The organism is Thiococcus pfennigii, from assembly GCF_016583835.1.
GTDB lineage: Bacteria > Pseudomonadota > Gammaproteobacteria > Chromatiales > Chromatiaceae > Thiococcus > Thiococcus pfennigii.
This window is the reverse complement of record NZ_NRRW01000020.1, coordinates 1-24,429: the sequence shown is the minus strand read 5'-3', so window position 1 is coordinate 24,429 and position 24,429 is coordinate 1. Positions and strand designations below refer to the sequence as shown.

At 68.6% G+C, this 24,429-nt stretch carries 22 protein-coding genes; 4 read left to right on the top strand and 18 right to left on the bottom strand.

Annotation, left to right across the window (positions count from 1 at the left end; genetic code table 11):
* Positions 1–65: 65 nt before the first annotated feature.
* From CKO41_RS08730 to rpe, 15 genes are all read right to left on the bottom strand, one after another.
* On the bottom strand, positions 66–404 hold the full coding sequence (locus CKO41_RS08730) for a hypothetical protein (protein ID WP_200250036.1): 339 nt from the start codon (positions 402–404) through the stop codon (positions 66–68).
* Positions 405–2,347: 1,943 nt separating this feature from the next.
* Positions 2,348–3,745, bottom strand: a complete 1,398-nt coding sequence (locus tag CKO41_RS08725; protein WP_242464150.1) for a TIGR03013 family XrtA/PEP-CTERM system glycosyltransferase — start codon at positions 3,743–3,745, stop codon at positions 2,348–2,350.
* Positions 3,746–4,276: 531 nt separating this feature from the next.
* Positions 4,277–5,302, bottom strand: coding sequence for a TerC/Alx family metal homeostasis membrane protein (locus CKO41_RS08720; protein WP_200381855.1), 1,026 nt, complete (start codon positions 5,300–5,302; stop codon positions 4,277–4,279).
* 137 nt (positions 5,303–5,439) lie between these two features.
* Entirely contained in the window at positions 5,440–6,645 is a 1,206-nt protein-coding gene (locus tag CKO41_RS08715) for a toxic anion resistance protein (RefSeq protein ID WP_200381854.1), read from the bottom strand.
* A 292-nt stretch (positions 6,646–6,937) separates the two neighbouring features.
* Complete coding sequence (locus tag CKO41_RS08710; protein ID WP_200381853.1) at positions 6,938–7,879, bottom strand: cobyrinic acid a,c-diamide synthase; 942 nt, start codon at positions 7,877–7,879, stop codon at positions 6,938–6,940.
* A 115-nt stretch (positions 7,880–7,994) separates the two neighbouring features.
* Positions 7,995–8,219 carry a hypothetical protein gene (locus CKO41_RS08705; RefSeq protein WP_200381852.1) on the bottom strand — a complete coding sequence of 75 codons (225 nt, stop codon included), beginning with the start codon at positions 8,217–8,219 and terminating at the stop codon, positions 7,995–7,997.
* A 10-nt stretch (positions 8,220–8,229) separates the two neighbouring features.
* On the bottom strand, positions 8,230–8,565 hold the full coding sequence (locus tag CKO41_RS08700; RefSeq protein ID WP_200381851.1) for a ferredoxin family protein: 336 nt from the start codon (positions 8,563–8,565) through the stop codon (positions 8,230–8,232).
* 1 nt (position 8,566) lies between these two features.
* Complete coding sequence (locus CKO41_RS08695) at positions 8,567–9,883, bottom strand: FAD-dependent oxidoreductase (RefSeq protein WP_200381850.1); 1,317 nt, start codon at positions 9,881–9,883, stop codon at positions 8,567–8,569.
* Positions 9,873–10,940 carry an electron transfer flavoprotein subunit alpha/FixB family protein gene (locus tag CKO41_RS08690; protein ID WP_200381849.1) on the bottom strand — a complete coding sequence of 356 codons (1,068 nt, stop codon included), beginning with the start codon at positions 10,938–10,940 and terminating at the stop codon, positions 9,873–9,875. The genes CKO41_RS08695 and CKO41_RS08690 overlap by 11 nt, the downstream gene beginning before the upstream one ends.
* Positions 10,937–11,791 (bottom strand): electron transfer flavoprotein subunit beta/FixA family protein, encoded by an 855-nt coding sequence (locus CKO41_RS08685; protein WP_200250027.1) that lies wholly within the window; start codon positions 11,789–11,791, stop codon positions 10,937–10,939. The genes CKO41_RS08690 and CKO41_RS08685 overlap by 4 nt, the downstream gene beginning before the upstream one ends.
* A 217-nt stretch (positions 11,792–12,008) precedes the next feature.
* On the bottom strand, positions 12,009–12,578 hold the full coding sequence (locus tag CKO41_RS08680; protein WP_200381848.1) for a nucleoside deaminase: 570 nt from the start codon (positions 12,576–12,578) through the stop codon (positions 12,009–12,011).
* Positions 12,579–12,881: 303 nt separating this feature from the next.
* Entirely contained in the window at positions 12,882–13,319 is a 438-nt protein-coding gene (locus tag CKO41_RS08675; protein WP_200250025.1) for a DUF29 domain-containing protein, read from the bottom strand.
* 189 nt (positions 13,320–13,508) lie between these two features.
* Positions 13,509–15,002 (bottom strand): anthranilate synthase component I, encoded by a 1,494-nt coding sequence (gene trpE, locus CKO41_RS08670; protein WP_200250024.1) that lies wholly within the window; start codon positions 15,000–15,002, stop codon positions 13,509–13,511.
* A gap of 120 nt (positions 15,003–15,122) precedes the next feature.
* Complete coding sequence (locus CKO41_RS08665) at positions 15,123–15,797, bottom strand: phosphoglycolate phosphatase (RefSeq protein ID WP_200250022.1); 675 nt, start codon at positions 15,795–15,797, stop codon at positions 15,123–15,125.
* Between the two features lie 41 nt (positions 15,798–15,838).
* On the bottom strand, positions 15,839–16,531 hold the full coding sequence (rpe, locus tag CKO41_RS08660) for a ribulose-phosphate 3-epimerase (protein WP_200381847.1): 693 nt from the start codon (positions 16,529–16,531) through the stop codon (positions 15,839–15,841).
* 192 nt (positions 16,532–16,723) lie between these two features.
* Between rpe and CKO41_RS08655 the strand changes: the two genes are divergently transcribed.
* The gene (locus CKO41_RS08655; protein ID WP_200381846.1) at positions 16,724–17,764 is read left to right on the top strand and encodes an NADP(H)-dependent aldo-keto reductase; all 1,041 of its coding nucleotides are present in this window, start codon (positions 16,724–16,726) and stop codon (positions 17,762–17,764) included.
* 21 nt (positions 17,765–17,785) lie between these two features.
* Here CKO41_RS08655 and CKO41_RS08650 read toward each other — a convergent pair whose 3' ends face one another.
* Together CKO41_RS08650 and CKO41_RS08645 are read right to left on the bottom strand one after the other, a co-directional pair.
* Entirely contained in the window at positions 17,786–18,559 is a 774-nt protein-coding gene (locus CKO41_RS08650; RefSeq protein ID WP_242464139.1) for a ComF family protein, read from the bottom strand.
* 80 nt (positions 18,560–18,639) lie between these two features.
* A complete protein-coding gene (locus tag CKO41_RS08645) occupies positions 18,640–18,996 on the bottom strand; it encodes a hypothetical protein (RefSeq protein ID WP_200381845.1) in 357 nt (118 codons plus the stop codon).
* A 620-nt stretch (positions 18,997–19,616) separates the two neighbouring features.
* On the opposite strand from CKO41_RS08645, the gene proV reads away from it, so the two are divergent.
* The 3 genes from proV (at position 19,617) to CKO41_RS08630 (ending at position 22,749) form a co-directional block, all read left to right on the top strand.
* Positions 19,617–20,816: a glycine betaine/L-proline ABC transporter ATP-binding protein ProV gene (gene proV / locus CKO41_RS08640; RefSeq protein WP_200381844.1), complete on the top strand. Its 1,200-nt coding sequence runs from the start codon at positions 19,617–19,619 to the stop codon at positions 20,814–20,816.
* A gap of 66 nt (positions 20,817–20,882) precedes the next feature.
* On the top strand, positions 20,883–21,800 hold the full coding sequence (locus tag CKO41_RS08635) for an ABC transporter permease (protein ID WP_200254648.1): 918 nt from the start codon (positions 20,883–20,885) through the stop codon (positions 21,798–21,800).
* A 79-nt stretch (positions 21,801–21,879) separates the two neighbouring features.
* Positions 21,880–22,749, top strand: coding sequence for a glycine betaine ABC transporter substrate-binding protein (locus tag CKO41_RS08630; protein WP_200381843.1), 870 nt, complete (start codon positions 21,880–21,882; stop codon positions 22,747–22,749).
* A 218-nt stretch (positions 22,750–22,967) separates the two neighbouring features.
* Here CKO41_RS08630 and CKO41_RS08625 read toward each other — a convergent pair whose 3' ends face one another.
* Complete coding sequence (locus CKO41_RS08625) at positions 22,968–24,122, bottom strand: hypothetical protein (RefSeq protein WP_338115556.1); 1,155 nt, start codon at positions 24,120–24,122, stop codon at positions 22,968–22,970.
* Positions 24,123–24,429: the final 307 nt, after the last annotated feature.

The following is a 24,429-nucleotide window of genomic DNA, read 5'->3' as shown; positions in this document are numbered from 1 at the left end:
AGGGCGCCGACGCGAATACCCTTCACAATCAGCCGCTTACTTCGTGCTTTCGGCAGTCCTTCCGGTCAATGGCGCACGTTACGTTCAACCCCCTTAGTTACGAGCCGCAACTGTCGCGTACATGGGGCTGGATCTCCCAGTTCAAATCCCATTGCGCGACCTTTTTTCGGCGTTGGCGGCAGTCTGAACACCTCGCCCGACCACTGCGCCACGACCGCCCGCAGGCACCGCCCGATGAGAAACAAGACCTTGGTGCGCTGGTGAAGACTTACGGCCAGCAGCGCCTCGCCCTGCTGGAGCCAGATCGCATCGTCGGTACGCACCAGAACGAGCGCGCGCAGGCCGGCAATGATCTCGCGGTCCACCACGGCCCGAGCGGCTTCGTGCAGACACGAGTTGATCATTGCTGTGCTCAGCGACAGTCCCCAGCCACCGAGTAGAGAGTCCCGGGTGCGAACCCACGAGACCCGTTGGCGCTGCGCCAACGCGACCATGAAGGTTACCAGGCCGGGACCGGCGAGATGCCATTCGTCCAGCTTGACCCGCCAGCCCTATTCCGGCTCGCGCCGCCCGGGCCCAGCGCAGATGAGATACGCGCAGGCGCACTGCTACGTTATCGATACGGATGTGCTTTGTCTGGCGCAGCAGCAGCCCCTGTCCTGTCGCGCGCACCACCGCATCGTTTTCGTATCGGCCGATGTAGGCCTGCGCGTGCAATGGCTGGAGCTGCCCTTGTAGCGCGCAGCACGACTGGCCGTGGATCACCTCGGCATCGACCAGCAGCGTGCGCGTGCGGGTCACCCCCGGACGCAGGCCCGCGCCCAGACGTTGGGTGCGCGAGCACGTCTTCTGCTCCCGGCACTCCTCCTTGGGCCGCGCTTGCGACTCACCGGCGGCTGCCTCTGCCTCCTCGGCCGCCTCCACCTCGGGCGCCTTTGCTTCGTCCCCGAACGCCGCCTCTCGCATCCGCTCACATAGCACCCGCCTGCTCGCGGCACACGATCCGTTACGAGTGCTGCGGTTGAGCCGCTCGCGCGCCGCCTTCAGATCCAGCAGCGGCTTCTCTGAGACCACCCGCAACGGCCTCTCCGTCAGCGGCGCGAGGCGCTCGGCGTCGAACTGTCGCAGATCGTGGTCGCTATGGCACATGGATGAGGTGGCGCAGGTCGAAGTCCATTCCATATTGATGGGACCAATAGTAGTCCCCAGCGGCCCGGCCTGTCACGTGCACGTTACGGTGTAGCAGTGGGTGCGCGAGGCAGGAGATCCGCCTCGGCTTGACGACGTCAGACATTCTCGCGAGCTATGCGGCCCTGCTGTGGCTGGGCAAGCGCGACTTCGAGGCGACTACCGGGTCTTGACGTGGTCAGTTCGAGGGGGGGGCGAGACGCGGACCCATGCCGGCTAAGCCCATCCCTTGCGCCGGGTGATGCGCGCCACCGAGCGCATCATCGACAAAGACGGCCAACGCCTGCTGGTGCCCGACGTCGAGATCCAAGGCTCGCGGATGAGTCCAGAGTACGACGGGGAGACGATCATCGCCCTGTCCGCCGAACCTCGGAGCAGTTCCACAGGGAGTTCAAGACCGATCTCTACATCGAGCGGACGGCCCTCGGGGGAGTCCGCGCACCAATGCGCGGATCATCGCCGCCACCGTACTCGCCTACAACATCCTGCGCTGAATCGGGCAGAACGGACTGCTCGGCGCCAGGCCCCACCACGCCGTCGGGCCAAGCGTCCACTCAGCCGTACCGTCATGCAGGAGTCGATGTGCCGGGCCGCGCGACTGATCCATACGGGGGCGGGCGGCGGCTCGAGCTCGCCTTCGCCCGGGCAGCGCTCGGTCGTCGCGCTCTTCCAGCGCCTCTACGCCCAACCCGCCGACTCCCGAGCGGCCCCGGCCCGGGGATGCAGGTACCGCGCCCGGGCGCGGCGGACCCCTATTGTCCGGCGCCGAGAAAAACGCGCCCCGCAGGCCGCGGCGGGCCAATACAGGGCACGCTGAAAAATTCAAGGTGCCCGCCGCGGGGCAAAGAGGCCCCGCCATTCCCAGTCGCCCAAGCGACTGAAACTGAAGCGAAGCGGAAACCGCATTTTCGCGTCGCGTCTCGAAAGATTGCCCGGATGGCAAATTTCTCGAGCTTCCCTACAGGGCCACCGCGGCGCCGGCGCTTAGTGTCTTCACCCGGTCAATACCCGCGACACCGACCCGCCCTTCATGCCGCGAAACACAATCGTCTTGCCATTCAGTTCACGGATTGAGGATCATTTTAACGGGTTCTAGTGAACGAAGTCAGGTAATCGGAGTCCGAACCCACCATTTTAGTCCACAAGGATCCATCACCGCTCAACGCACGCCCTTGCCCCACAGAACGACCTGCACCGTTTGAAACAGGATCATGAGATCGAGAAAAACGCTATAGTTCTTGATGTAGTATAGGTCGTATTGCAGCTTTTCCTTCGCGTCCTTCTCCGATGCCCCGTAGGGATACCGAACTTGCGCCCAGCCGGTAATTCCGGGATTGACCTGGTGACGAAGTGCATAATAAGGCATCTTCTCTTGCAGGTCCTCCACAAACTGCGGGCGCTCGGGACGCGGCCCCACGAAGCTCATCTCGTTGCGCAGCACGTTGAATAGTTGCGGCAATTCGTCAATGCGCAACCTGCGGATGATACGTCCAGTCCTCGTGATCCGATCGTCATTGGCGACCGCCCAGCGCGCAACGCCATCCCCCTCCGCATCGACGCGCATGCTCCTGAACTTCAGCAACTCGAAGTGTCGGCCGTTCTTCCCCACACGGGTTTGTCGGTAGAGGATTGGCTCGCCGGCGTGCCCCTCGAGACGGATAGCCACTGCCGTCAAGGCCATGATAGGAAGTGCCGGCAGCAGTGCCACCAAACTCACCAGGACGTCGAAGATGCGCTTGGTGCGGCTTTGGAAGACATGCTTCGAGAAACCGTCGGAAAAGAAGATGTCGCTCGGACGCAGCGCATCGATGGCGATCTTCCGGTTCGTTCGCTCGAGAAATTGAGTCGTGTCGCTTATCTTGATCCCGAGCAGTTTGCATTGCACAAGCGCGGCGACCGGAAGTCGTGCCCGCCGGTCATCCATCGCGACAACGATCTCGTCGATTCGATGCTCTCGCGCCAGATCTGCGACACCTGCCTCCATCGGGACCAGTCGCGAAGGCCCTATCGCCGGCTCGGCATCCTCGATCGCGACAAAACCCACGAGGGTCATCCCGCGCCAATCGGTCTTGCGCTTGAGATTGGCGATCTCCTGTGCGGACTGCCCAGCGCCCAGCACCAGGATACGCTTTCGGAATCGCTCGGCGTCGCTCAGTTTGACGAACACCAGTCGCGCCGCCAACACCGCCATAAAGGCACCCGCCATCGATATCGCGAGGGCGCCAGCGCTCGCGAACAGTTCCGGTTGAACTTGCATCAGCAACGCCACGAGCAGGGCGCCAATCGCGAAGCTCAGCACGATGCGCAACAGCGTCGCGCCGGTACTCACACGCAAGTCGCGCTCGTAGAGACCCATGGCGCTCATCGCGATGAGCATTACGGCGGCGAATAGGAGCGCACGGGGGGACAGCGGCTCCATCGCCAACGTGGCTCCACCATCCAGAACGAAAAGGCCCAGCCGAACCCCGAGATACGCCGATAGAAGGAAGATTGCAGCTTCGGCTACACCCAAAAATACGATATCTTTGGGGATGTAATGTCGAAATATCCTGAACATGGTCGTCAACCTCGCCGGCTCCTTCGGAGCTCTCCGTGGTCCGCTTATCCGTTCGACTCACCTCGGGCCGCGCTGGCGGAAGACCGCACGGATCGGCCTGCATCCTTCAATGTCACCATAGTGACCGGAGGTTGAAGCATCGGCTTCCGAGCAGATTCCAGGGCGCAGAGTACAGGAGAGACACCAGAATCTCCTTGATTTTTCATGCGCTTGATCGCGCCACTAGCGAAAACCGCACTTCACGGACAGCGCGCTGGATTCACGGATTCGCGTAAATATTATAGAGGTGCGGACAAGGGCGGCAATTTCAAATTGCTGATCCGACGCCCTCACGCGGCAGCGGTACACGACAAGCCTGCGCGCCACGTGATCGGAGGGGTGGTCGCGCGCAGATCCGGGCGCCAGCCGGAACCCGCCAGATCGGATCGGTGTTGAGACGAGCCCCATCGTGCCAGAGACCAAGGAAGGGATGGTCTCTGGTGGCGGCCGGGTCTGTCGTCGCGCGCGGGAGCACCCCGCGCCGTTCGATGATCAGGCGGCATCCGAAGGGGTATCCCGCTGCTCGGGCCAGATGAAGGACGCAACGACGCCGACCGTCAGCGTGCCGATCACGACCATCAGGCTCGCGGTCGGCGAGATGTGCAGGAAGTCCCAGCCGAAGAGGTGCTCACCCGATTGCAGCGTCAGCTTGAAGGCGATGAAGAAGAGCAGCGCGATCACGGCCTTCTCCAGGTGCACCAGATAGCGGGTCAGGGCCGCCAGCACGAAGTAGAGCGAGCGCAGGCCCAGGATCGCGAAGATCATCGCCGCGTAGACGAGCAGCGGCTCCTGCGTCACCGCGATCACGGCCGGGACCGAGTCGAAGGCGAACATCACGTCCGAGGTCTCGATCGTCAGCAGGCACAGGAACGCCGGGGTCGCGAACAGGGCCGCATCCCGGGGCAGGCGCAGCGAGGGGTCGGCCTTGACCAGGTCCTTCGCGATCATCCGGGTGACGAAGAAGCGCTCGGCATGCAGGCGGGGGAAGATGGGCACGACCTTCTCGGCGAGACGCACCGACCAGTGATCGGAATAGTCGTGGATCGCCTCGTCGGACTTGTCGGCCGTGAGCATCTTCCAGCCCGACCAGGCGACGACGGCCGCGAACAACAGGCCGACCCAGGGGGTGAGCAGGAAGAGGCTGGTGCCCGCGGCGACGAAGATCGCGCGAAACACGAGCGCGCCGATGATGCCCCAGTAGAGGATGCGGTGCTGCAGGGCGCCCTTGATGCCGAACGAGGCGAAGATCGCCATGAAGACCATCAGGTTGTCGATCGACAGCGACTTCTCCAGCGCAAAGCCGGCGAGGTAGAGGTCGGCCCACTCCCGATCGAAACGCACCCAGAGGTAGCCGTAGAAGGCGAGGGCCAGGGCGACCCAAAAGCCAGTCCAGAGGCTGGCATCGAGCACGGAGATCTCCTGCGTCCGCCGATGGGCGAACAGGTCCATGAAGACCGAGAGGCCGATCACCGCGAAGAAGATCAGGATGGTTTCCAGCGGAAAGCCGAAGTGGGCCATGGCACGTCTCTCGATTGACCGAGTGGTTGGTGCTTGCGAGGCGGGTGGGGGTCGAGCCGGAGGACCGGAAATCCAAGGGTCCCCGGCGAAGCGCGGCGGATAGTAGAGGCTGCGCCCGAGGAGGGCAAGGGTTGAATTCAGCGGGAGATGGCCCGCGTCGCCTCGGCGGCGTTGCCCTCGTCGAGCCGGCGGATCGCGGCATCGCCCTCGGCGGCCAGGGCCTCCAGGCGATCGATCTGCGCATCGAGGCGCGGTAGGGCCTCGCGGCGATAGCGCGAGACCTCGTCGATCGCGCCGATCACGTCGGCGAAGGCCTGCTCCAGCTGCGCCATGTCCAGCACCGTCGACGCGGCCCGATTCTGGATCTCGACCCCCTGGGTGCGCAGGGCGTTGGCGGTACCGGCGATCAGGGTCGAGGTGGTCGTGTTCAGGGCCTCGACCCGATCCAGCACGAGCCGCTGGTTGGCGAGGGCGAGCGCCACCGTGACGGCCACGTTCAGCGCCGAGACGGTCACATTGATCGCCCGATCCACGCCGCGCATCAGCTCGCGGTTGTTGCGGATGACCACCTCCAGGGCCAGGATGCCCTGCTGGCTGACGGTCAGCTGCTGCTGGAGATCCAGGACCCGCTGGCGCAACGGGAACAGCAGCTCTTCCTCGATGAACCGCCGCCGCGGGTCATCCGGGGCGAGCCCTTCGGCCTCCTCGACGAGGCGCCGGTCGATGAGGCGACCGAGCCCGATCTGGCGGCGCAGCTGCTCGAGGCTCGCCCGCAAGGATTCCTGATCGTCGCTCAGGCTGACGTTGTCGCGCCGCAACATCTCCTTGCCGGCGTCCAGGTCCTTGAGGATGGCATCGAGCGCCCCCTGGGCCGTCTCGAACTTGTGAAAATAGCGTTGCAGGGGCGAGCCGATGCCCGGGATCAGGCCGAGGAGCCGGGTCAGCCCGTCGCGGCTCAGGTTGTGCCGCTGGGGATCGAGGTCCTGCATCCGCGTGCGCAGATCGACCAGCGAGCGGGCGACAGGCCCTCCCTCATCCCCTTGGTGGGCGAGCTGGCGGATCGGCGCCTCGAGCATCTTGCTGCGATGGGCGGCCTGGCGCTGGACGTCCAGGCCCATCTCGTCGACCGCCTGGCGATGGCGGTGCTCGACTTGCTCGGCCCCCGTCGCGGCGAGCACATCGGCGACGAAGGCCTCGGCCATCTCGACGAGGGCCGGGTCGTCGAGGGTCGCGTCCGGGTCGGTCTGGGTCTTGACCTGGACCTTGATCTCCTCGGCGATCTCCTCGGCCGGGGGCAGGGAGAGACGCAACGACGCCTGCGCATCTGGATTGACTGGGTTCATGGGGTTCCTCGCTCGATGGTGACCAGGAAAGACCGGCTTCCGGGCAATTTTCGTAGCGCGCGGCGGTCAGGCGACTTCCGCGCTCTCGCGCACACACTGGATTCCTTAGGGACGGTTCAGAAACAACCGACACAAGGGCGGGGACGACAAGAAACTACGAAATACACGAAAGTCGCGAAAAACAGCAGGTGCTCCTGTGTCTATTCAGCCTTTTCGCGTGTTTCGCGTGTTTCGTAGTTCCGAGAAACTGTACCGGTTGTCCTGGAATCGTCTCCGAAACGCATTGACGGCATCAGGGGGCGCGACCGTATTGGTGCGCCCGCTCGGCGAAGCGCCGCAGGTCGGCCAGCGCCTGCTCGGCCGCCAGCGAGGCGCGCGGACGATCCGTCGCGATCGCCGCCACGGCCACGGCCGCATCGTCCAGCGCCGTGATGGCCGCCTCGTTGCGGGCACCCAGTTCGCGCAGCCGCCGCTCCGTGTCCTCGACCAGCTCCAGGCGCCGCGTCAGCGCCTGGCGCTCCTCGGCGCCCATGAGGGTCGGCTGCCGCGCGAGACGCCGGCGCACGTCGTCGACATCGATGCCGACGATCCCGCGGGCGACCGAGGCCATCGTGTTCAGGGTATCGACCGCGGTGCGGGAGACCTCGCCGACCAGGCCGCGGGAGCGCTCGAAGGTCAGCTCCCGCGCGTCGAACTTGCTGCGCAGGACCTCGTCGACATGGGCATGGCGGCTGTAGATCCGATCGGCCAGGATCGCCAGATCCGGGCGGCCGACGGCCAGCAGGCGCCCCTTGGCCTCCCACAGGGCGAGCACGACCTCGTCCGCGTCGGCCGGTGCACGGGCCGGATCGAGGACGGCGAGCCCCTGCGCGCGCGCCTGGCGCTCCAGGGCGGCCTGCTGCTCGGCCGCCAGCGCCTGCTGGCGGGCCAGCCGCTCGCGCTCGCGCCGGGCGCGCCGCCACCTGCGCCAGGCGCGCTCGAGCGGCATCGCCGCCGGCACGGCCACGAGTCCGGCCAGCCAGCCCCCCAGGCTCGGACCGAAACCGCCCCACAGCGACGTGACCCAGACGATGAAGGCGATGAAGGGCACCAACAGCCAATAGCGGAGCAGCACGTGCAGCCGCGACGGCGCCTCGGTGGGCAGCGCGAGGCGCGGGTCGACCAGACCGATGATCAACCAGGGCAGACAGGAAACGAAGAGCCCGTAGGCCAGGCCCTGCAGGAATCCGAACATGGGGCGGCGATGCCTCCTTGGTGGACAGACCGGCGACCGGGCGCATTCTCGAACGACGGACCACGAAAACCAGCGTCCGTCGAGCCCATGTCACCCCCGATTGCACTCCCCGATTTCAGTCCGGTGCCCGCTGGTCCGCCTGCTGGTCCGCGGGGGTCTCCCAGTAGAGCGGCCCCATCTGGACGGCGAGCAGCGCCTGGCGCAGCCTGACCAGATCCTGCTCTAGGCCCTCGAGATGGCCGGACTCGAAGTAGGGCGCGAGGGCCCGGCCGTGCTCGGCGAGCGCCTGGAGTAGGGTCAGCGCGGCGCGGTCGATCTGTTCCATCGAGGTGGGCTGCATGGTCGCATACCTAGCCGAATTTGTAGGCGATGCCGTAGCCGCCGCGCGGCAGCGCCCAGCCGATGTTCAGGAAGGGGCAGCCGACCCGGCAGCTGCCACACTCGACACAGGCCTGGTAGCCGACCATGACCTGGCCGCGGCGGTCCAGCCGGTAGACGCCGACGGGACAGAACGCGAGGCAGGGCTTGGCCGTGCAGCCCGTGCAGACCGCCGGGTCCTTGATCCAGAGATGGGGGTGATCGTCGTCGACATAGTACTTGAGCGGTGCGATCAGGTCGTCGACATCGACCCTGGGCAGGCTGGCCTCGAGCTCCGGGGCCAGTGGCCGGTGCTTGCGTTCGCTCATCTCAGCCTCGCATGCCGCGCAGCAGCCGCATCAGGTCCCGGGCGACGCCGAGGAAGGAGCGGCGCTCGCGCAGCAGCCCCAGGATCTCGGCCTCCATCTCGCGCTTGGGGATCCCGTGGGCGGTGAAGTAGCGCTGCGCGGCCTCGTTGATGAAGTTGACGTAGGTCCCCAGGAGGTCGGGGGTGCTGTCGAGGAGGTCGGTCATGCGGCGGTACTGCTTCAAGTCCTTCAGGACGAAGCTCTCGGCGAGGCGGCGCCGGTAGGCGCGCAGCGCGCGCGCCGAAAAGTCCTGTTCGCGGTGCGCCTCCAACGCCGTCTCGCCGGCCAGGCGCCCGGCGGTCATCGCCAGGTTGGTGCCCTCGCGGTGCAAAGCGTCGACCATGCAGGCGGCGTCGCCGACGACGAGCACACCGTCGGCCACCAGCTGCGGCATCCGGTCGTAGCCCTGTTCCGGGATCAGGTGGGCGCCGTACTCCAGCGGGGTCCCGCCGGCCAGGTAGGGCCGCACCGCCGGATGGGCCTTGAAGCGCGCCAGCACCTCGTAGGGCCGGAGGTTGTGGTGGACGAGCTCCTCCAACAGCAGGCCGACGCCGATCGAGACGGCCTTGGTGTCCGTGTAGAGGAACGCGGTGCCGGGCAGCCCGAGGGTCGCGTCGCCGAAGATGTCGATGGCGACCCCCTCCTGGGGCCCGGCGAGGCCGAAGCGCGCCTCGATCTCGGCGCTCGGCAGCCCGATGACCTCCTTGACGGCCAGGGCGACATAGCGCGGCGGCAGGTCGCCGCGGGCCAGGCCGAGCTGCTGCGTCAGCAGGTTGTTGACGCCCTCGGCGAGGACGACGATCGGGGCGGACACCTCGCCCTCGGGCCGGTCGGTGGCCACGCCGATCGCGCGGCCCTGATCATCCCGCCGCACCTCGGTGACGGTCGTCTTCGGGATCACCAGAACCCCCTCGCGGACCGCCTGCTCGGCGAACCAGGGGTCGAAGCGCGCCCGCAGCGCCGTGTAGGCCGCCGCCGGCTCGCCCTTGTAGCACTCGCCCTTGTGCAGGATACGCATGGCGCTGTCCGGCGACAGCAGCCAATAGCCCTGCTCGGTCACGGGCCGCTCGAAGGGCGGCTGGCGCGACCAGTAATCGGGCAGGATGTCGGCGAGGGCGTGGGTGTAGAGGACGCCGCCGAAGAGGTTCTTGGCCCCGGCGAAGCGCCCCCGCTCGATCAGGACGCAGTCGAGACCCCCCTTGGCCATCGTGATCGCGGCGGCCACGCCGGCCGGACCACCGCCGACGACGATCGCGTCGAAGCGCAGGTCAGCGCCCATCGTCGCCCCCCGAGCGCCGTGCCCGCAGGTCATCGATCAGTGCCGGGACCACCTCGTAGAGGTCGCCGACGATCCCCAGATCGGCGATCTGGAAGATGGGCGCGTGCGGATCCTTGTTGATCGCGAGGATGAAGCCCGCGCCACTCATGCCCACCCGGTGCTGCACCGCCCCCGAGATGCCGGCCGCGACATAGAGCTTGGGGCGCACCGTCTTGCCCGTCTGCCCGACCTGATGCTCGACCGACACCCAGCCGGCGTCGACGAGCGGGCGCGAGACGGCCAGGACGCCGCCGAGGGCCTCGGCGAGCTGCCGCAGCAGCGGCAGCCCGTCGCGGTCGCCGAGGCCGCGGCCCCCGGCGACGATGACCTCGGCGTATTCGAGATCGACCCGCTCGGCGCCCGGGATCAGCCGCAGCCGCCGCAGCGGGACCTCGGCCTCGACGAGGCCGAGCGGCGCGCGCACGACCTCGCCCCTGGTCTCGCCCCTGATCTCGGCCGGGGGCAGGGGCTCGGGCAGCGGCAGGACGCGCGGCCGCACCGTGGCCATCTGCGGGCGATGCCGGCGGCAGAGGATGGTCGCCATCAGGTTGCCGCCGAAGGTCGGGCGGGTCGCGGCGAGGATCTGGAGCTTGGGGTCGATCGTCAGCTCGGTGCAGTCCGCGGTGAGCCCGGTCTCGACCCGGGTCGCGACCGCGCTCGCCAGGTCGCGGCCCAGGCTGGTCGCGCCGATCAGAAAGATCTCGGGGCGGTGGGCCTGCACCAGCCGGCTGATGCCGACCGCATAGGGCAGGTTGCGATAGTCGGCGAGGACCGGGTCCTCGATCAGGTGCACCCGCCGCGCGCCGTAGCGGAGGGCCTCCTGCGCGATCGCGCCGACGTCCTGCCCGAGCAGCACGGCCTCGACGATCGCCCGATCGGCATCGAGCTCGACCGCCAGCCGCCGGGCCGCGCCCAAGAGCTCCCACGAGACGGGATGGACCCGCCCCCCCTGCTGCTCGATCAGCACCCAGATGCGCCTGGGTCCTGTCTCAGCGGTCAGCTCAGGCGCCCCGCTCATGGTCCCCCTCCCGGGCCACCGGCCGACGGCGGGCCGGCGGCGAGCACGCCAGCCGCCTCGAGTCGGGTCAGCGCCCGCTCGATCACGGCCGGCAGACCGAGCGCCGCGACCTCGATCTGCTCACCCGGCGCCTTGGCGGCGGGCGTGAAGGCCCGGCCGACGACGGTCGGCGAGCCTTTGATGCCGAGCTTGGCGGCATCGAACGCGACCGGCTGGGCGGCGTCCCAGACCTCGGGCCGGTAGCGCGCGGCGCGCACCAGGTTCGGCAGCGGCGCGCGGGCGATCGCGGCGATCTCCTTCTCGACCGTCAGGAGGGCCGGCAGCGCCGTCTCCAGCACCTCGACGCCCAGCTCGGTGCGGCGATGGACGATCGCGGTGCGGGCCAGCGGATCGAAGGCCTCGATCTCGATCGCATAGGTGATCAGCGGCACCCCGAGCCGGGTCGCGACCCCGGGACCCACCTGGGCCGTGTCGCCGTCGATCGCCTGCTTGCCGAAGAGCAGCAGATCGACCGGCCCCTCGGCGCGGATCGCCTCGATCGCCCCGGCCAGCACGTAGGAGGTCGCCAGCGTGTCGGCGCCGCCGAACTTGCGGTCGCTGAGCAGGATGGCGCGATCGGCGCCCTGCTCGACGCATTCGATCAGCGCCTCGGCGGCCTTCGGCGGCCCCATCGTCAGCACGGTCACCTGGCCGCCGAAGCGCTCCTTCAGCCGCACGGCCATCTCGAGCGCGTGCACGTCATAGGGATTGACGATGGCCGGCACCCCCTCGCGGATCAGGGTGCCGGTGTCGGGGTCGATCCGGACATTGGTGGTGTCGGGCACCTGCTTGATGGCGACGACGGCGTGCATGACAGGGCTCCTCGCCGGGACCGGGGCAAGCCGGCCGGGACGGACCGATCGGATCGGCGTCCGGGATGGCAGAAATGTAGCGCGAACCGCGATGGCGGTGGCCCGCATCGCCGGCGGATCCTTGGCCCAGATCAACCTGGAGGCGTTTTGTCGTCCGCGGGGACCCCGCCTGGCTGGCGATCGCATCCCGAGGACCGCACGCTGGTCGCCCGACCCGTCAGTAGATCGGCCCGCCGGCTCGGACATACGCCTGCAGGACGGCTTCGGCCCGTCCTCGCTGGCAGTCGCGGACCACGGCGATCCCGCGCCGGGCGAAGGCCGCCGGCCAGTCGTCGCGCTTGTCGCCTTCGTCGAACCCCGCGCGGCGCACGTCCGCATCACGCGCCCCACAGACGAGGCGCGTCACGCCGGACCAGGGGATCGCCCCCATGCACATCGCACAGGGCTCGGCGCTCGAGACGAGCGTGCAACCGCCGGGGACGGCGGCCCCCAGATCCGGGTCGCCGAGGGCCAGCTGGGCCGAGGCCAGGGCGACCATCTCGGCGTGGGCGATCGAGCAGTGCGAGGCGAGCACCAGATTGACCCCGGCCGCGATCCGCTCGCCCGTCCGCGACGCGACCACCAAGGCACCGAACGGCCCGCCGGTCCGCTGCCGAACGTTCTCTTCGGCGAGCGCGATGGCCACGGCCATCGCCGCCTCGTCGGTCGGATACCGCGCCGGCTGCCGCGCCAGAAAATCGGGCAGCCAGTCGGGCAGGGGGATGCGAATCTCGCGGGGCTCGATCATCTCGTTGCATCGCCGAGACAGCGGCGCAGGGCGTCGGTGTTCGTCATTGGCACTGGCGCTCAAGGATTCCAGGGCGTCGGGCTACCGTGAGACAGGCGGCCGCCTGTCGGGTGACGGCGCGCGCCGGCCCGTTCCTTCTCAGCGACCACCGTGCCGGCGCGCCTAACCCGACCACGGGCTACGGGCCGTGCCGACGTGCGCCGGGGCCGTAGGTCGGGTTAGCCCCTCGGGGCGTAACCCGACAGCGGGCGACGCGGCTCCCAGCGGTGCCGATGGCGGGGTTGCACCGCGCGACCTGCGCCACTAGGCCCCCAGGGGCCAATAGCCGTCATCGACAGTCTGCTCGAAGGTAAACGGGCAGGTCTGGGGAAACGCATCCTCGGCCAGCCCCGTCTGACGCGCCGCCTCGAGGATGGCGTCGCCGTAGGCGTCCGCGATCGCCTGGGCGAGCTTGGCCTTGAGGCTTGGATTCTGGTCCAGGTGGCGGCGCAGCCGGCGGCGTTGCTCCTTGATCGTGAGTTCCCAACTGCGGCCGCGGTGGATGGGCTGGAATCGCCATTTCAGGAGATGCGTGTACAAGACCGCGAGCCGGTTCTCCAGCTCACGCAGCTCGCCCTTGCCCATGCTCTCGATCTCCTCGGCGATGTGCTCGATGTCGGCCTGATCGAGCCGTCCGGCGCGCAGGAGCGCGGCCTGCGTGGTCGCCCAGCTGTAGAAATCGGATTCGTAGGTGTTCGTCATTGGCACTGGCCCTCGTGGATTCCAGGGCGTCGGGTTACCGAGAAACAGGCCGCCGCCTGTCGGGTTACGGCGCGGCCGGCCCGTTCCTTCTCGGCGACCGTCGTGCCGGCGCGCCTAACCCGACGCGGCCCCGGAATGTCGGGTTGCGCTGCGCTGACCCGACCTCGCCTCGCCCAACGTCGGCTGCCCCTAGGTCGACGACGGCGGGACGCGATCGAGGCCCGCCTCGGCGAGGGCGACGGCGCGGAAGATGGCCCGGCCCTTGTTCATCGTCTCCTTCCACTCCAGGGCCGGGACCGAATCGGCGACGATGCCGGCTCCGGCCTGGATGTGCAGGGTCCCGTCCTTGATGACGGCGGTGCGGATCGCGATCGCGGTGTCCATGTTGCCGTTCCAGGACAGGTAGCCGATCGCCCCGGAGTAAACGCCCCGCTTGACCGGCTCGAGCTCGTCGATGATCTCCATCGCGCGGATCTTGGGCGCCCCCGAGACGGTGCCGGCCGGGAAGGTCGCGCGCAGCACGTCGATCGCGGTGAGGTCGTCATCGAGCTCGCCGATGACGTTCGAGACGATGTGCATCACGTGCGAGTAGCGCTCGACGATCATCCGGTCGGTCACCCGCACGCTACCGGTGCGCGCGACCCGCCCGGCGTCGTTGCGCCCCAGATCGATCAGCATCAGGTGCTCGGCGAGCTCCTTCGGGTCGGCGAGGAGCTCGGCCTCCAGCGCGCGGTCCTCGTCCTCGGTGTAGCCGCGCCGGCGGGTGCCGGCGATCGGACGCACGGTTACGATGCCGTCCTCCAGCCGCGTGAGGATCTCGGGCGAGGAGCCGACGATCTGGAACGCGCCGAGCTCGAGGAAATACATGTAGGGCGACGGATTCAGCCCGCGCAGCGCCCGGTAGAGGTCGAGCGAGCGGGCGTGGAACGGGATGGACAGGCGCTGCGAGAGGACGACCTGCATGCAGTCGCCGGCGAGGATGTAGTCCTTGATCCGGCTCACCGCCTCCTTGAAGCCGGCCTCGGTGAAGCCCGACCGGAAGTCGTCCTCGGCGACCTGGCGGGGCGGCCCGCCCGGGCGGCGCGGGGCGCCCTGCTGCATCCGTCGCACCAGCTCGTCGAGGCGCGCCTGGCCCGCCTCCAAGCTGTCGCCGGCGGTCGGATCCAGATGCAGGATCAAGAACATGCGCCCGGACAGGTTGTCGAAGACGACGACCTCGTCGGACACCATCAGCAGGATGTCGGGGGCACCGATCGGGTCCGGGTTCGGACACTCGGCAAGCTTGGGCTCGATGTAGCGGATGGTGTCGTAGCCGAAGTAGCCCACCAGGCCGCCGGTGAAACGCGGCAGCCCCGGGTGCTCGGCGACGCGGAAGCGCCCCTGGAAGGCGGTGATCCAGGCCAGCGGGTCGTCGACCTCGACCTCCTCGACGACGCGGCCATCGTCGAGGACCCGGACCTGCCGGCCGCGGACCTCGAGGTGCGTCCGGCAGGGCAGGCCGATCAGCGAGTATCGGCCCCACTTCTCCCCGCCCTGCACGGACTCGAGCAGGTACGAGAAGGGACCCTCGGCGAGCTTCAGGTAGACGCTCAGCGGGGTGTCGAGGTCGGCGAGGACCTCGCGCACCAGCGGGATGCGGTTATAGCCCTGTTCGGCCAGGGCGCGGTAGGCTTCGGGTGTCATCTGGATGGCTCCGGGCGGCGGACGGGTGTCGGTCGGGTACCTCGACGCAGCGTCGCCATCGCCCGCCCGGGGCGAGCGGCGCCCCCTCGCGGCAACCCCCGAACCGCCGCCGCCACACCATCAGGCGGCCTCCGCCAGGAGCCCTTCGAGCTCCGTCAGGGAATCGATCACGGCATCGGGCGCGGCCTCGCGGATGTCGCGGCCGTGATTGTAGCCATAGCTGACGCAGACGATCGCGAAGCCGGCCGCGCGCGCGGCCTTCACGTCGCTGACCGAATCGCCGACCATCAGCGCCTCGCCCGGAGCCACGCCGAAGTGCGCCGCGGCATACTGCAGCGGCAGCGGGTGCGGCTTCTTCTCCGCCAAGGTGTCGCCGGCGACGACAAGCGAGAAGTAGTCCCGCAGCCCCAGGTCGGCAAGCAGGGGCTCGGTGAACCGGGCGGGCTTGTTCGTGACGCAGGCGAGCGGATAGCCGGCGCCGCGCAGGATCTCGAGCCCCTCGCGCACGCCCGGATAGGGACGCGAGCGGCCCGAGGTGTTGGCGGCATAGAGTTCGAGGAAGAGCGCCATCGCCCGCTCGTAGTCGCCAGCCGGCGGCTCGCCGTCGAGGGTGCCGGTCAGCGCGCGCTGCACCAGGCGCTCGACGCCGTTGCCGACCCAGGTGCGCACCGCGGCCTCGCCGCGCGGCGCCCGGCCGAGGCCCGCCATCATCCGATCGACGCAGAAGGCCAGGTCCGGGACGCTGTCGACCAGCGTACCGTCGAGATCGACCAGGATCATCTTGGGTCGCCGCATGGCGCCGTTCTCCCTGCCCAGCTGGGCGCTCAGTGGGGCGCTCAGCGGGCGACGCTCGCGAGCGCCGCGCGCATCGCGGCGATGATGGTGTCGTAGCGGTTCGGGTCCTCGGCGCGGCCCTTGCCGAAGATGCCGGAACCGGAGACGAATGTGTCGGCGCCGGCCGCCTTGATCTCGGCGATGTTGTCGACCTTGACGCCGCCGTCGATCTCTAGGCGGATGTCGCGCCCCGAGGCGTCGATGCGCTCGCGCACCTGGCGCAGCTTCTCCAGCGCCGACGGGATGAAGCCCTGGCCGCCGAAGCCCGGATTGACCGACATCAGCAGGATCATGTCGACCTTGTCCATCACATAGTCGAGATGGCTGAGCGGGGTGGCCGGGTTGAAGACCAGACCGGCCTTGCAGCCCTCGGCGTGGATCAACTGGAGGGTGCGGTCGATGTGCTCGCTCGCCTCCGGGTGGAAGGTGATGTAGGTGGCACCGGCCGCGGCGAAGTCCGGCACGATGCGATCGACCGGCTTGACCATCAGGTGGACGTCGATCGGCGCCGTCACGCCGTGCTTGCGCAGGGCCTCGCAGACCAGCGGGCCGATCGTCAGATTCGGCACATAGTGGTTGTCCATGACATCGAAGTGGACGATGTCGGCGCCAGCGGCCAGCACCCGATCCACCTCTTCGCCGAGCCTGGCGAAGTCGGCGGAGAGGATCGAGGGGGCGATCAAGTCACGAGCCATGGGGTCTCTCCCGAGGTTAGCGGTCCCCGTGGCCGACAGGGGCCCTGGGTAACAACCAATGTGGCGCAAATTTAACCGAATCGATCGCCTTTTTCACCCGCGGCACCGCACCCGCGCCGCCCCGGCCCGGGCCGGGGGGATTGTTATACTGGGTGCCCCGCTGGACCCACGGGCGCGCAACCGGGAGGAGCCATGCAACGCCGACGACTCGCCACCACCGACATCGAGGTCAGCGCCCTGTGCCTGGGCACCATGACCTTCGGCGAACAGAACACCGAGGCCGAGGCCCACGCGCAGCTCGACGCCGCCATCGCCGCCGGCATCAACTTCATCGACACCGCCGAGATCTACCCGGTGCCGCCGTGCGGCGAGACCCAGGGGCGCACCGAGGCCTACATCGGCTCCTGGCTCGCGCGGCGCGGCGGGCGCGACCGCCTGATCCTCGCGAGCAAGGTCGCCGGCCCCGGCGACTGGCTGCCGTACCTGCGCGGCGGCCAGAACCGCCTCGACCGGCGCAACATCGAGGCGGCCCTCGAGGGCAGCCTGCGGCGCCTGCGCACCGACTACCTCGACCTCTACCAGCTGCACTGGCCCGACCGGCAGACCAACTTCTTCGGCCGCCTGGGCTACAGCCACCCGGCCGTCGACGACAGCGTGCCGCTCGGGGAGACCCTCCAGGTCCTCGGCGACCTGGTACACAGCGGCAAGGTGCGCCACATCGGCGTCTCCAACGAGACCCCCTGGGGCCTGATGACCCTGCTGCGACTCGCCGAAGACCGCGGCCTGCCGCGTCCGGTGAGCATCCAGAACCCCTACAGCCTGCTGAACCGCACCTTCGAGATCGGCCTCGCCGAGATCGCGATCCGCGAGCGCTGCGGCCTGCTCGCCTACTCGCCGCTGGCCTTCGGCACACTCACCGGCAAATACCTCGACGGCGCCCGCCCGCCCGAGGCCCGCCTGACCCGCTTCGAGCGCTTCAGCCGCTACTCCAACCCGCAGGCCGAGCAGGCCACGGCCGAATACGTCGCCGCCGCACGCCGCCACGGCCTGAGCCCGGCCCAGATGGCGCTCGCCTACGTCACCAGCCGGCCCTTCGTGACCTCGACCATCATCGGCGCGACCAGCCTCGCCCAGCTCGGCGAGAATCTCGGCAGCGCCGACCTGACCCTCACCGACGAACTGGAGCAGGCCATCGAGGCGATCCACACCCGCTGGCCCAACCCGGCACCCTAACGGCCGGCACCCCGAGCGCCGCTAGGGCGTGCGGGCGACCGCCCAGAGGTCGACGCGGGCGACGCCGGCGCGGCGTAGCGCGCGGGCGAGCTCGGCGGCCGTCTGGCCGGTCGTGACCACGTCGTCGACGAGCGCGACGTGCCGCGCGGCCGGGGGCGCGGTCACCTGGAAGGCGCCGCGGACATTGAGCCGGCGCGCCGCCCGTTCCAGCCCCATCTGCGGCGCCGTGGCGCGCACCCGCGCGCAGCCGCGGGCATCGATCGGCAGGCCCAACGCCCGCGCCGGCACCCGGGCGATCTCCAGGGCCTGGTTGTAGCCGCGTTCACGCAGCCGTGCCGGGTGCAGCGGGACCGGGACGATCAGCTCCGGGCGGGCCGCGCCCTGTTCGAGGAGCGCACGCAACAGGCAGCTGCCGAGCAGGCGCATCAGGTTCATCCGGCCGCGGAACTTGGCGCCGGCCACGAGGGCCGGCAGCGGCCCCTCGTAGCGGAAGGCGGCATGGGCCGCATCGAACGGCGGCGGGTGACGCTGGCAGCGGCCACAGGTCGCACCAACTGCTTGATCGGGCGGCAACGGCAGGGCGCAACGCGGACAGGCGGCGCAGTTGTGTGGCAGGTCGGCGAGGCAGCCGGGGCAGAGATCGAGCCCGGGCAGGCCCGCCGCCCCACAGAGCGCGCAGGTCGGCGGCAAGAGCCAGTCGAGCACCGAGGGACCCCACCGACTTGGGTCGCGCACCCGGTCGCGGCGACACGGGGGACCGGACTCCTGGGCATCGGTCGAGTTCGCGCCATCCATCGGCCATCCACTCCCTGTCGAGGTCGCGACGCAGCGCCTCGCGACTGGCATTCGGCCCCCGCTGTCGGGTTACGCTGCGCTCAGGGTAACCGACGAAGGCATCGGTGTCCCCAGAAGACGACGGAGGCGTTGCCGGCGACGAGGGACAGCCCGTCGATGTGGTCGATGGGCCAGCCCTTGGCGCCGTCGACGACCGGCGTGGCCTCGCCCGGGAACACCCGCGTGCCGACCACGAAGGCGAGCACGAGCGGGCTGACGATAAGGAACGATGCAGAAACAACCGACACAAGCACGCGGAAGACAAGAAACCACGAAATGCACGAAAATCGCGGAACACGGCAGATTATCCGGCGTATATTCCGCCTTTTCGCGTGTTTCGCGTGTTTCGCGTGTTTCGTAGTTTGAAGAAAATGCGCCGCTTGTTCTTGAGTTGTCACTCAAGAATACCGAACTCCGCAGATCCCTGCCCCAGGCACGGATATCGTCCTGGTCGACCGCGTCATCGGTAGCGAAGCGATTCGGCATCGGATGGATGCTCCGAATCGCGACGGATCAGGGCCCAATCGATGGCGACCCGAGCCCTCGTCAGCGGGCGAGGTCGCCGCACCGCCCGTGACGCACCGTCGTATTCGATTTGGTGCCCGGCCATTGCGGCCCGCTACGCGTCGCACCTGCGCGCCGGCGAGAGGACCCAGAGGCCGCAAGGTGATATCCCAAGCGGTCTCAAAATAGCAGAGGCGCACCGCCGATCACAAGGCGCGGGCAAATGCAACGCGTTGAAAGGGCTTGGCGAACCTGCTACGGTGAATAATACGCGGCATCGGGGCACCTTAGAAGAATTCAAGGCGCGCGCGGGGTACGGATGCCCCGTCTTGGAGAATTGCCCGGATGGCGATTTCTCAAGGTCCCCATAGGCGACGGCGCCCGTCTTCGCCATTGCGCCGCCGTACACAAGGCGCCCAGAAGAATGTCCGACGCCCGCGCAGGGCTTGGATGCCCCGCCATTTTCGGCCGCCGAAGGGACCGAAGATGCAGCCCCCTGAAGACAGCCCTCGTCATGCAAGAAAAGGTCGTAGTCAAAGGTCTTTACAAGATTTTCGGCCCCGAGCCGGAGCAGGCGCTGGCCCTGCTCGATCAGGGGCTGTCGAAGGACGAGATCTTCGAGCACACGCGCACGACGGTGGGCGTGCAGAATGCCGAATTCGCGATTCGCGAGGGCGAGGTCTTCGTCATCATGGGCCTGTCCGGCTCGGGGAAATCGACCCTCGTGCGGATGCTCAATCGCCTAATCGAACCGACCCGCGGCCAGGTGCTGATCGACGGCCAGGACATCACGCAGATGGGCAAGCAGGCGCTCATCGAGCTGCGCCGTAGCGTCGTCAGCATGGTGTTCCAGTCCTTCGCGCTGATGCCCCACAGGAGCGTCCTGGAGAACGCCGCCTTCGGCCTCGAGGTCTCCGGCATGCACAAGGAGGAGCGGCACGCCCGGGCATCGCGGGCGCTCGAGACGGTGGGTCTCGCGCCCTACGCCGACAGCTATCCGGATGAACTCTCCGGCGGCATGCAGCAGCGTGTCGGGCTCGCCCGGGCACTCGCGACCGAGGCCCCGATCCTGCTGATGGACGAGGCCTTCTCCGCACTCGACCCGCTGATCCGCACCGAGATGCAGGACGAACTGGTACGCCTGCAAAGCACCCAGGCCCACACGATCGTCTTCATCTCCCACGACCTCGACGAGGCGATCCGCATCGGCGATCGCATCGCGATCATGGAGGGCGGCTCGATCGTGCAGATCGGCACGCCCGAGGAGATCGTCACGCGCCCGGCCAACGACTACGTCCGCTCCTTCTTCTACGGCGTCGACGTCAGCAAGGTCTTCAATGCCGGCGACATCGCCGCCGACGACGTCCTGACGGTGTTCGAGCGCACCGGCGTGAACCTGCGCGCCGCCCTCGCCCAACTGCGCGACCGCGGCCGCACCCTCGGGGTCGTCATCGACCGTGGCCGGCAGTATCGCGGCATGGTCAGCATCAATTCGCTCGCCGCCGCGGCGGCGCGTGGCGCAGGCGAGGAACCGCGCTGGGAGGCGGCCTTCATCGGCGAGGTCGCGCCCACGCCGGCCGACGCGGGCCTCTCGGACGTGCTCGGGCGTGTGGCCGGCAGCGACTACCCGGTTCCCGTCGTCGGCGCCGATGGACGCTACCTCGGCATCGTCGACAAGACGATCCTGCTCCAAACCCTCGACAAGACCACCTGATCGCGCCCTGATCCTGCCTCGAGCTCCCCCTGGGCGACCCTGGCGCCGTACCCCGACCGAGACACCATGGCCAACGACAACCTTCAAATCGAGATCCCCGTCGGCGAGTGGGTCGAGGCGGGCGTAGACTGGATCCAGGTGAACCTCACCGGCGTCCTCGATGGCATCTCCGATGTCCTCGCCGCGGTGATCGATGCCTTCGAGGGCACCCTCCTCGCGATGCCGCCACTCGTGCTCGCGGGCCTGATCGTCGGGCTCGCGACCTGGCGGGTCGGCTGGCGGTTCGGCCTCTTCGCCGTCGCGGCGATGGCACTGCTCTTCGGCATGGACATCTGGGACGAGACCGTCTCGACGCTCGGGCTCGTGATCGCCTCCAGCCTCGTGGCGCTGGCGATCGGCATCCCGATCGGCATCGCGATGGCCCGCAACGACTCGGTCGAGGCCGTCGTTCGCCCCCTGCTGGACTTCATGCAGACGATGCCGCCCTTCGTCTACCTGATCCCGGCGGCGATCTTCTTCGGCCTCGGCAAGGTACCGGGGGCGATCGCGACGCTGATCTTCGCGATGCCGCCGGCCGTGCGCCTGACCAACCTCGGCATCCGCCAGGTCGGCGAGGAGCACATCGAGGCCGGCCAGGCCTTCGGCTGCACGGGCCGCCAGCTCCTCGTGAAGGTCCAGCTGCCGCTCGCGATGCCCTCGATCATGGCCGGTATCAACCAGACCATCATGCTGGCGCTGTCGATGGTCGTCATCGCCTCGATGATCGGCGCCGGCGGGCTGGGCAACACGGTGCTGACCGGCATCCAGCGACTCGACGTGGGCCTGGGCTTCGAGGGCGGCCTCGGGGTCGTCCTGCTGGCCATCCTGCTCGATCGCATCACCCAGAGCTTCGGCACCGCCCGACGTGGCGCCGCGCCATCCGGGCTCGCGCGGCTCAAGCGGCTGTTCGCCGCCGACGGGCCGGGCGCATCCGGCCGCGGCTGACGCCCGTTCGGCCGCGCACCCGGCGTCCCGCCACGGCGGGGCGTCCCCCTCCATCCACTCGATTCTGAGAGGAGCCATCATGCACATCAAGACCCCGCTCACAGTCCTGCTCGCCGGGGCGCTCGCCCTCGCGCTCGGCACGGCCTCGGCCGCAGACAAGACGATCCGGATCGGCTGGACCGCCTGGTCGGACGCGGAATTCGTCACCAAGCTCACCAAGCGCATCCTCGAGGATCGCATGGGCTACGAGGTCGAGCTCCTGCAGACCGACATCGCCCCCCAGTACCAGGGGCTCGCGAGCGGCAGCCTCGATGTGATGCTGATGTCGTGGCAGCCGCAGACCCACGGCGACTACCTGGCGAAGGTCGGCCAGGACGTGGCGACGCTCGGCATCCTCTACACCCACGCCCGGCTCGGCTGGGCCGTGCCGGGCTATGTCCCGCCAGAGGAGCTCTCGAGCATCGAGGACCTTAAGAAGGCGTCGGTGCGCGATGCGCTCGACGGGACCATCACCGGCATCGACCCGGGCGCCGGCCTCATGCGCCTGTCGCAGGAGGCGATCGACGCCTACGGCCTCGACGACTATCGGCTGCAGATCTCCTCGGGCGCCGGCATGACCGCGGCGCTGGAGCGCGCCGTGCGCCGCGACGAGTGGATCGTCGTCACGGCCTGGAGTCCGCACTGGAAGTTCGGCGCCTACGACCTGCGTTACCTCGAGGACCCCAAGGGCGTGCTCGGCGGCTACGAGCGCGTCGTCGCACTGGCGCGCAAGGGTTTCTACGGGGATGACATCGACGCGGCCGGCTTCATCTCGCGGATGCAGATCCCGATCGACGACCTCCAGGCGGCCATGTACGACGCCCAGCAGACCTCCTACGAGGCGGCCGTCAGCGAATACATCGCCGAGAACCCGAAGCGGATCGACTACTGGGTCACGGGCGAACTCTGAGGCGATTGCCGGAAACAAACCGACCGGATGACGCCGGACTTTCGTTTGTCTTCAAGGAGCGAGCGCCGGAGCATAGCCCAGCTATGTGAGTGCGCTCGCGACACGGAAGGCGGGCGAAAAGACCAGCCAGACGGTATCTTTGTTGACAGAAATCGCCTGAAGACAGGCCCGGGACCCGGCCGCTGGGCATCGCCGCGCGATGCCCGGCGGCCCCGACCTCAGAAGTAGTACCCGAGATTGAGATTGAAGCGGAAGTTGCGCTCGTCGTCGCTGTTGACGCCGAAGTCGCCATCGCTGCCGACGAAGTAGTTGCCGCTCGACCAGGCGGCGTCCGTGTAGATGTACCAGCCCTGGCGCGCCCAGGCCGCGCCGAGGACGAACAGGTCGCTGTCGTTGAAGTCGCCCTCGCGCTTGAGGATGTTGCTGTACTCGACATAGGGGCGGACCGAATCGAGCCACGGGATGCCGGGGGTCTCGTGGAGATAGCTCAGCGAGACGGCCGGGATCCAGGCATCGGTGGCGACCGGCCAGGCGAAGTCGTAGGCGCCCATCGGGATCAGCGCGTCGGTGCCGAGCGGGTTGTCGTCATCGATGTCGAACCGGTAGCGGGTCAGCTGGGTGGCGAGCAGCCAATTGTTCCAGCTGTTGGTCATGTGCACCGAGACGGCCCAGTGCTCGCCGTCGTCGGCCCGCCGACCGTCGAGCTGGCCCCACTGGAGCGAGAGCCCCAGGTCGGTCGGCACCGCGACGTCGTCGAACGCGTAGATCGCCCGGACGTTGAACTGGTTGCGCTCGCGATAGCCGTTGGTCGGCGCATCGATGAGAGTACCGTCCGCGGCCAGCCCCGAACCCCACTCCACGGTGTCGTAGCCGTAGCGGGCGCTGTCGTGGCTCGTGCCCCGGCCGTTCCACTCGCTGCTCGCGTAATAGGCCAGGTCCAGGCTCCAGTCGCCGACGCCGGTGACGTACCGGATCCCGAGGTCCATGTCGTCGGACAGGCCGACATAGTAGTGCTGGTCGAAGAACCAACTCTGCGAGACCCCGTAGGGGCCGGGACCGAAGGGCACCCGGTTGACACCGACCTGCACCTGGCTGCCGTCGTCGAAGTCCCAGCCGAGCCAGCCCGTGTGGATGAAGTTGTAGCCATCGTACCAGCGGTACTCCAGCTGGCCGACGAGCTGCTCGTGCTTCAGATCCATGTTGATCCGAAACGTATCGAGCTCGACGTTGCCGCCGTGCCCGCCGCGCGACGGGCCAGGACCGCGCCCCGGATAGTCGCCGATCACATAGTTGGCGCGGATGGCGCCGCCGATCGTCAACGGGCCGATGCGGATCTTCGAGCCGTCGTCCGCCGCCGGCTCCGCGGCCGCCACCGGGGCCTGGGCCGCCGTCGCGGTGTCGGCGCCCTCGCTGACGTCGCGCGTGGCCGGCGCGCCGGTCCTGACCTCGGCCAGCTGGGCACGCGCCTCGGCGAGCTGACGCTCCAGTTCGGCGACGCGCCGCTCCAGCGCGAGCTCGGCGGTCGTCTGGGCCTGTACACTGGGCGCGGCGAGCAGCGTCGCACCGACCAAGGCAGCCACCAACGGCCGGAGCGCGAGCCACGACAGCGCCCGCTACGGCTACGACACCGTGGAGTGGGGTTCGGGGCTGGCCGCGGACGGTACTCTCATCGATGCGCCG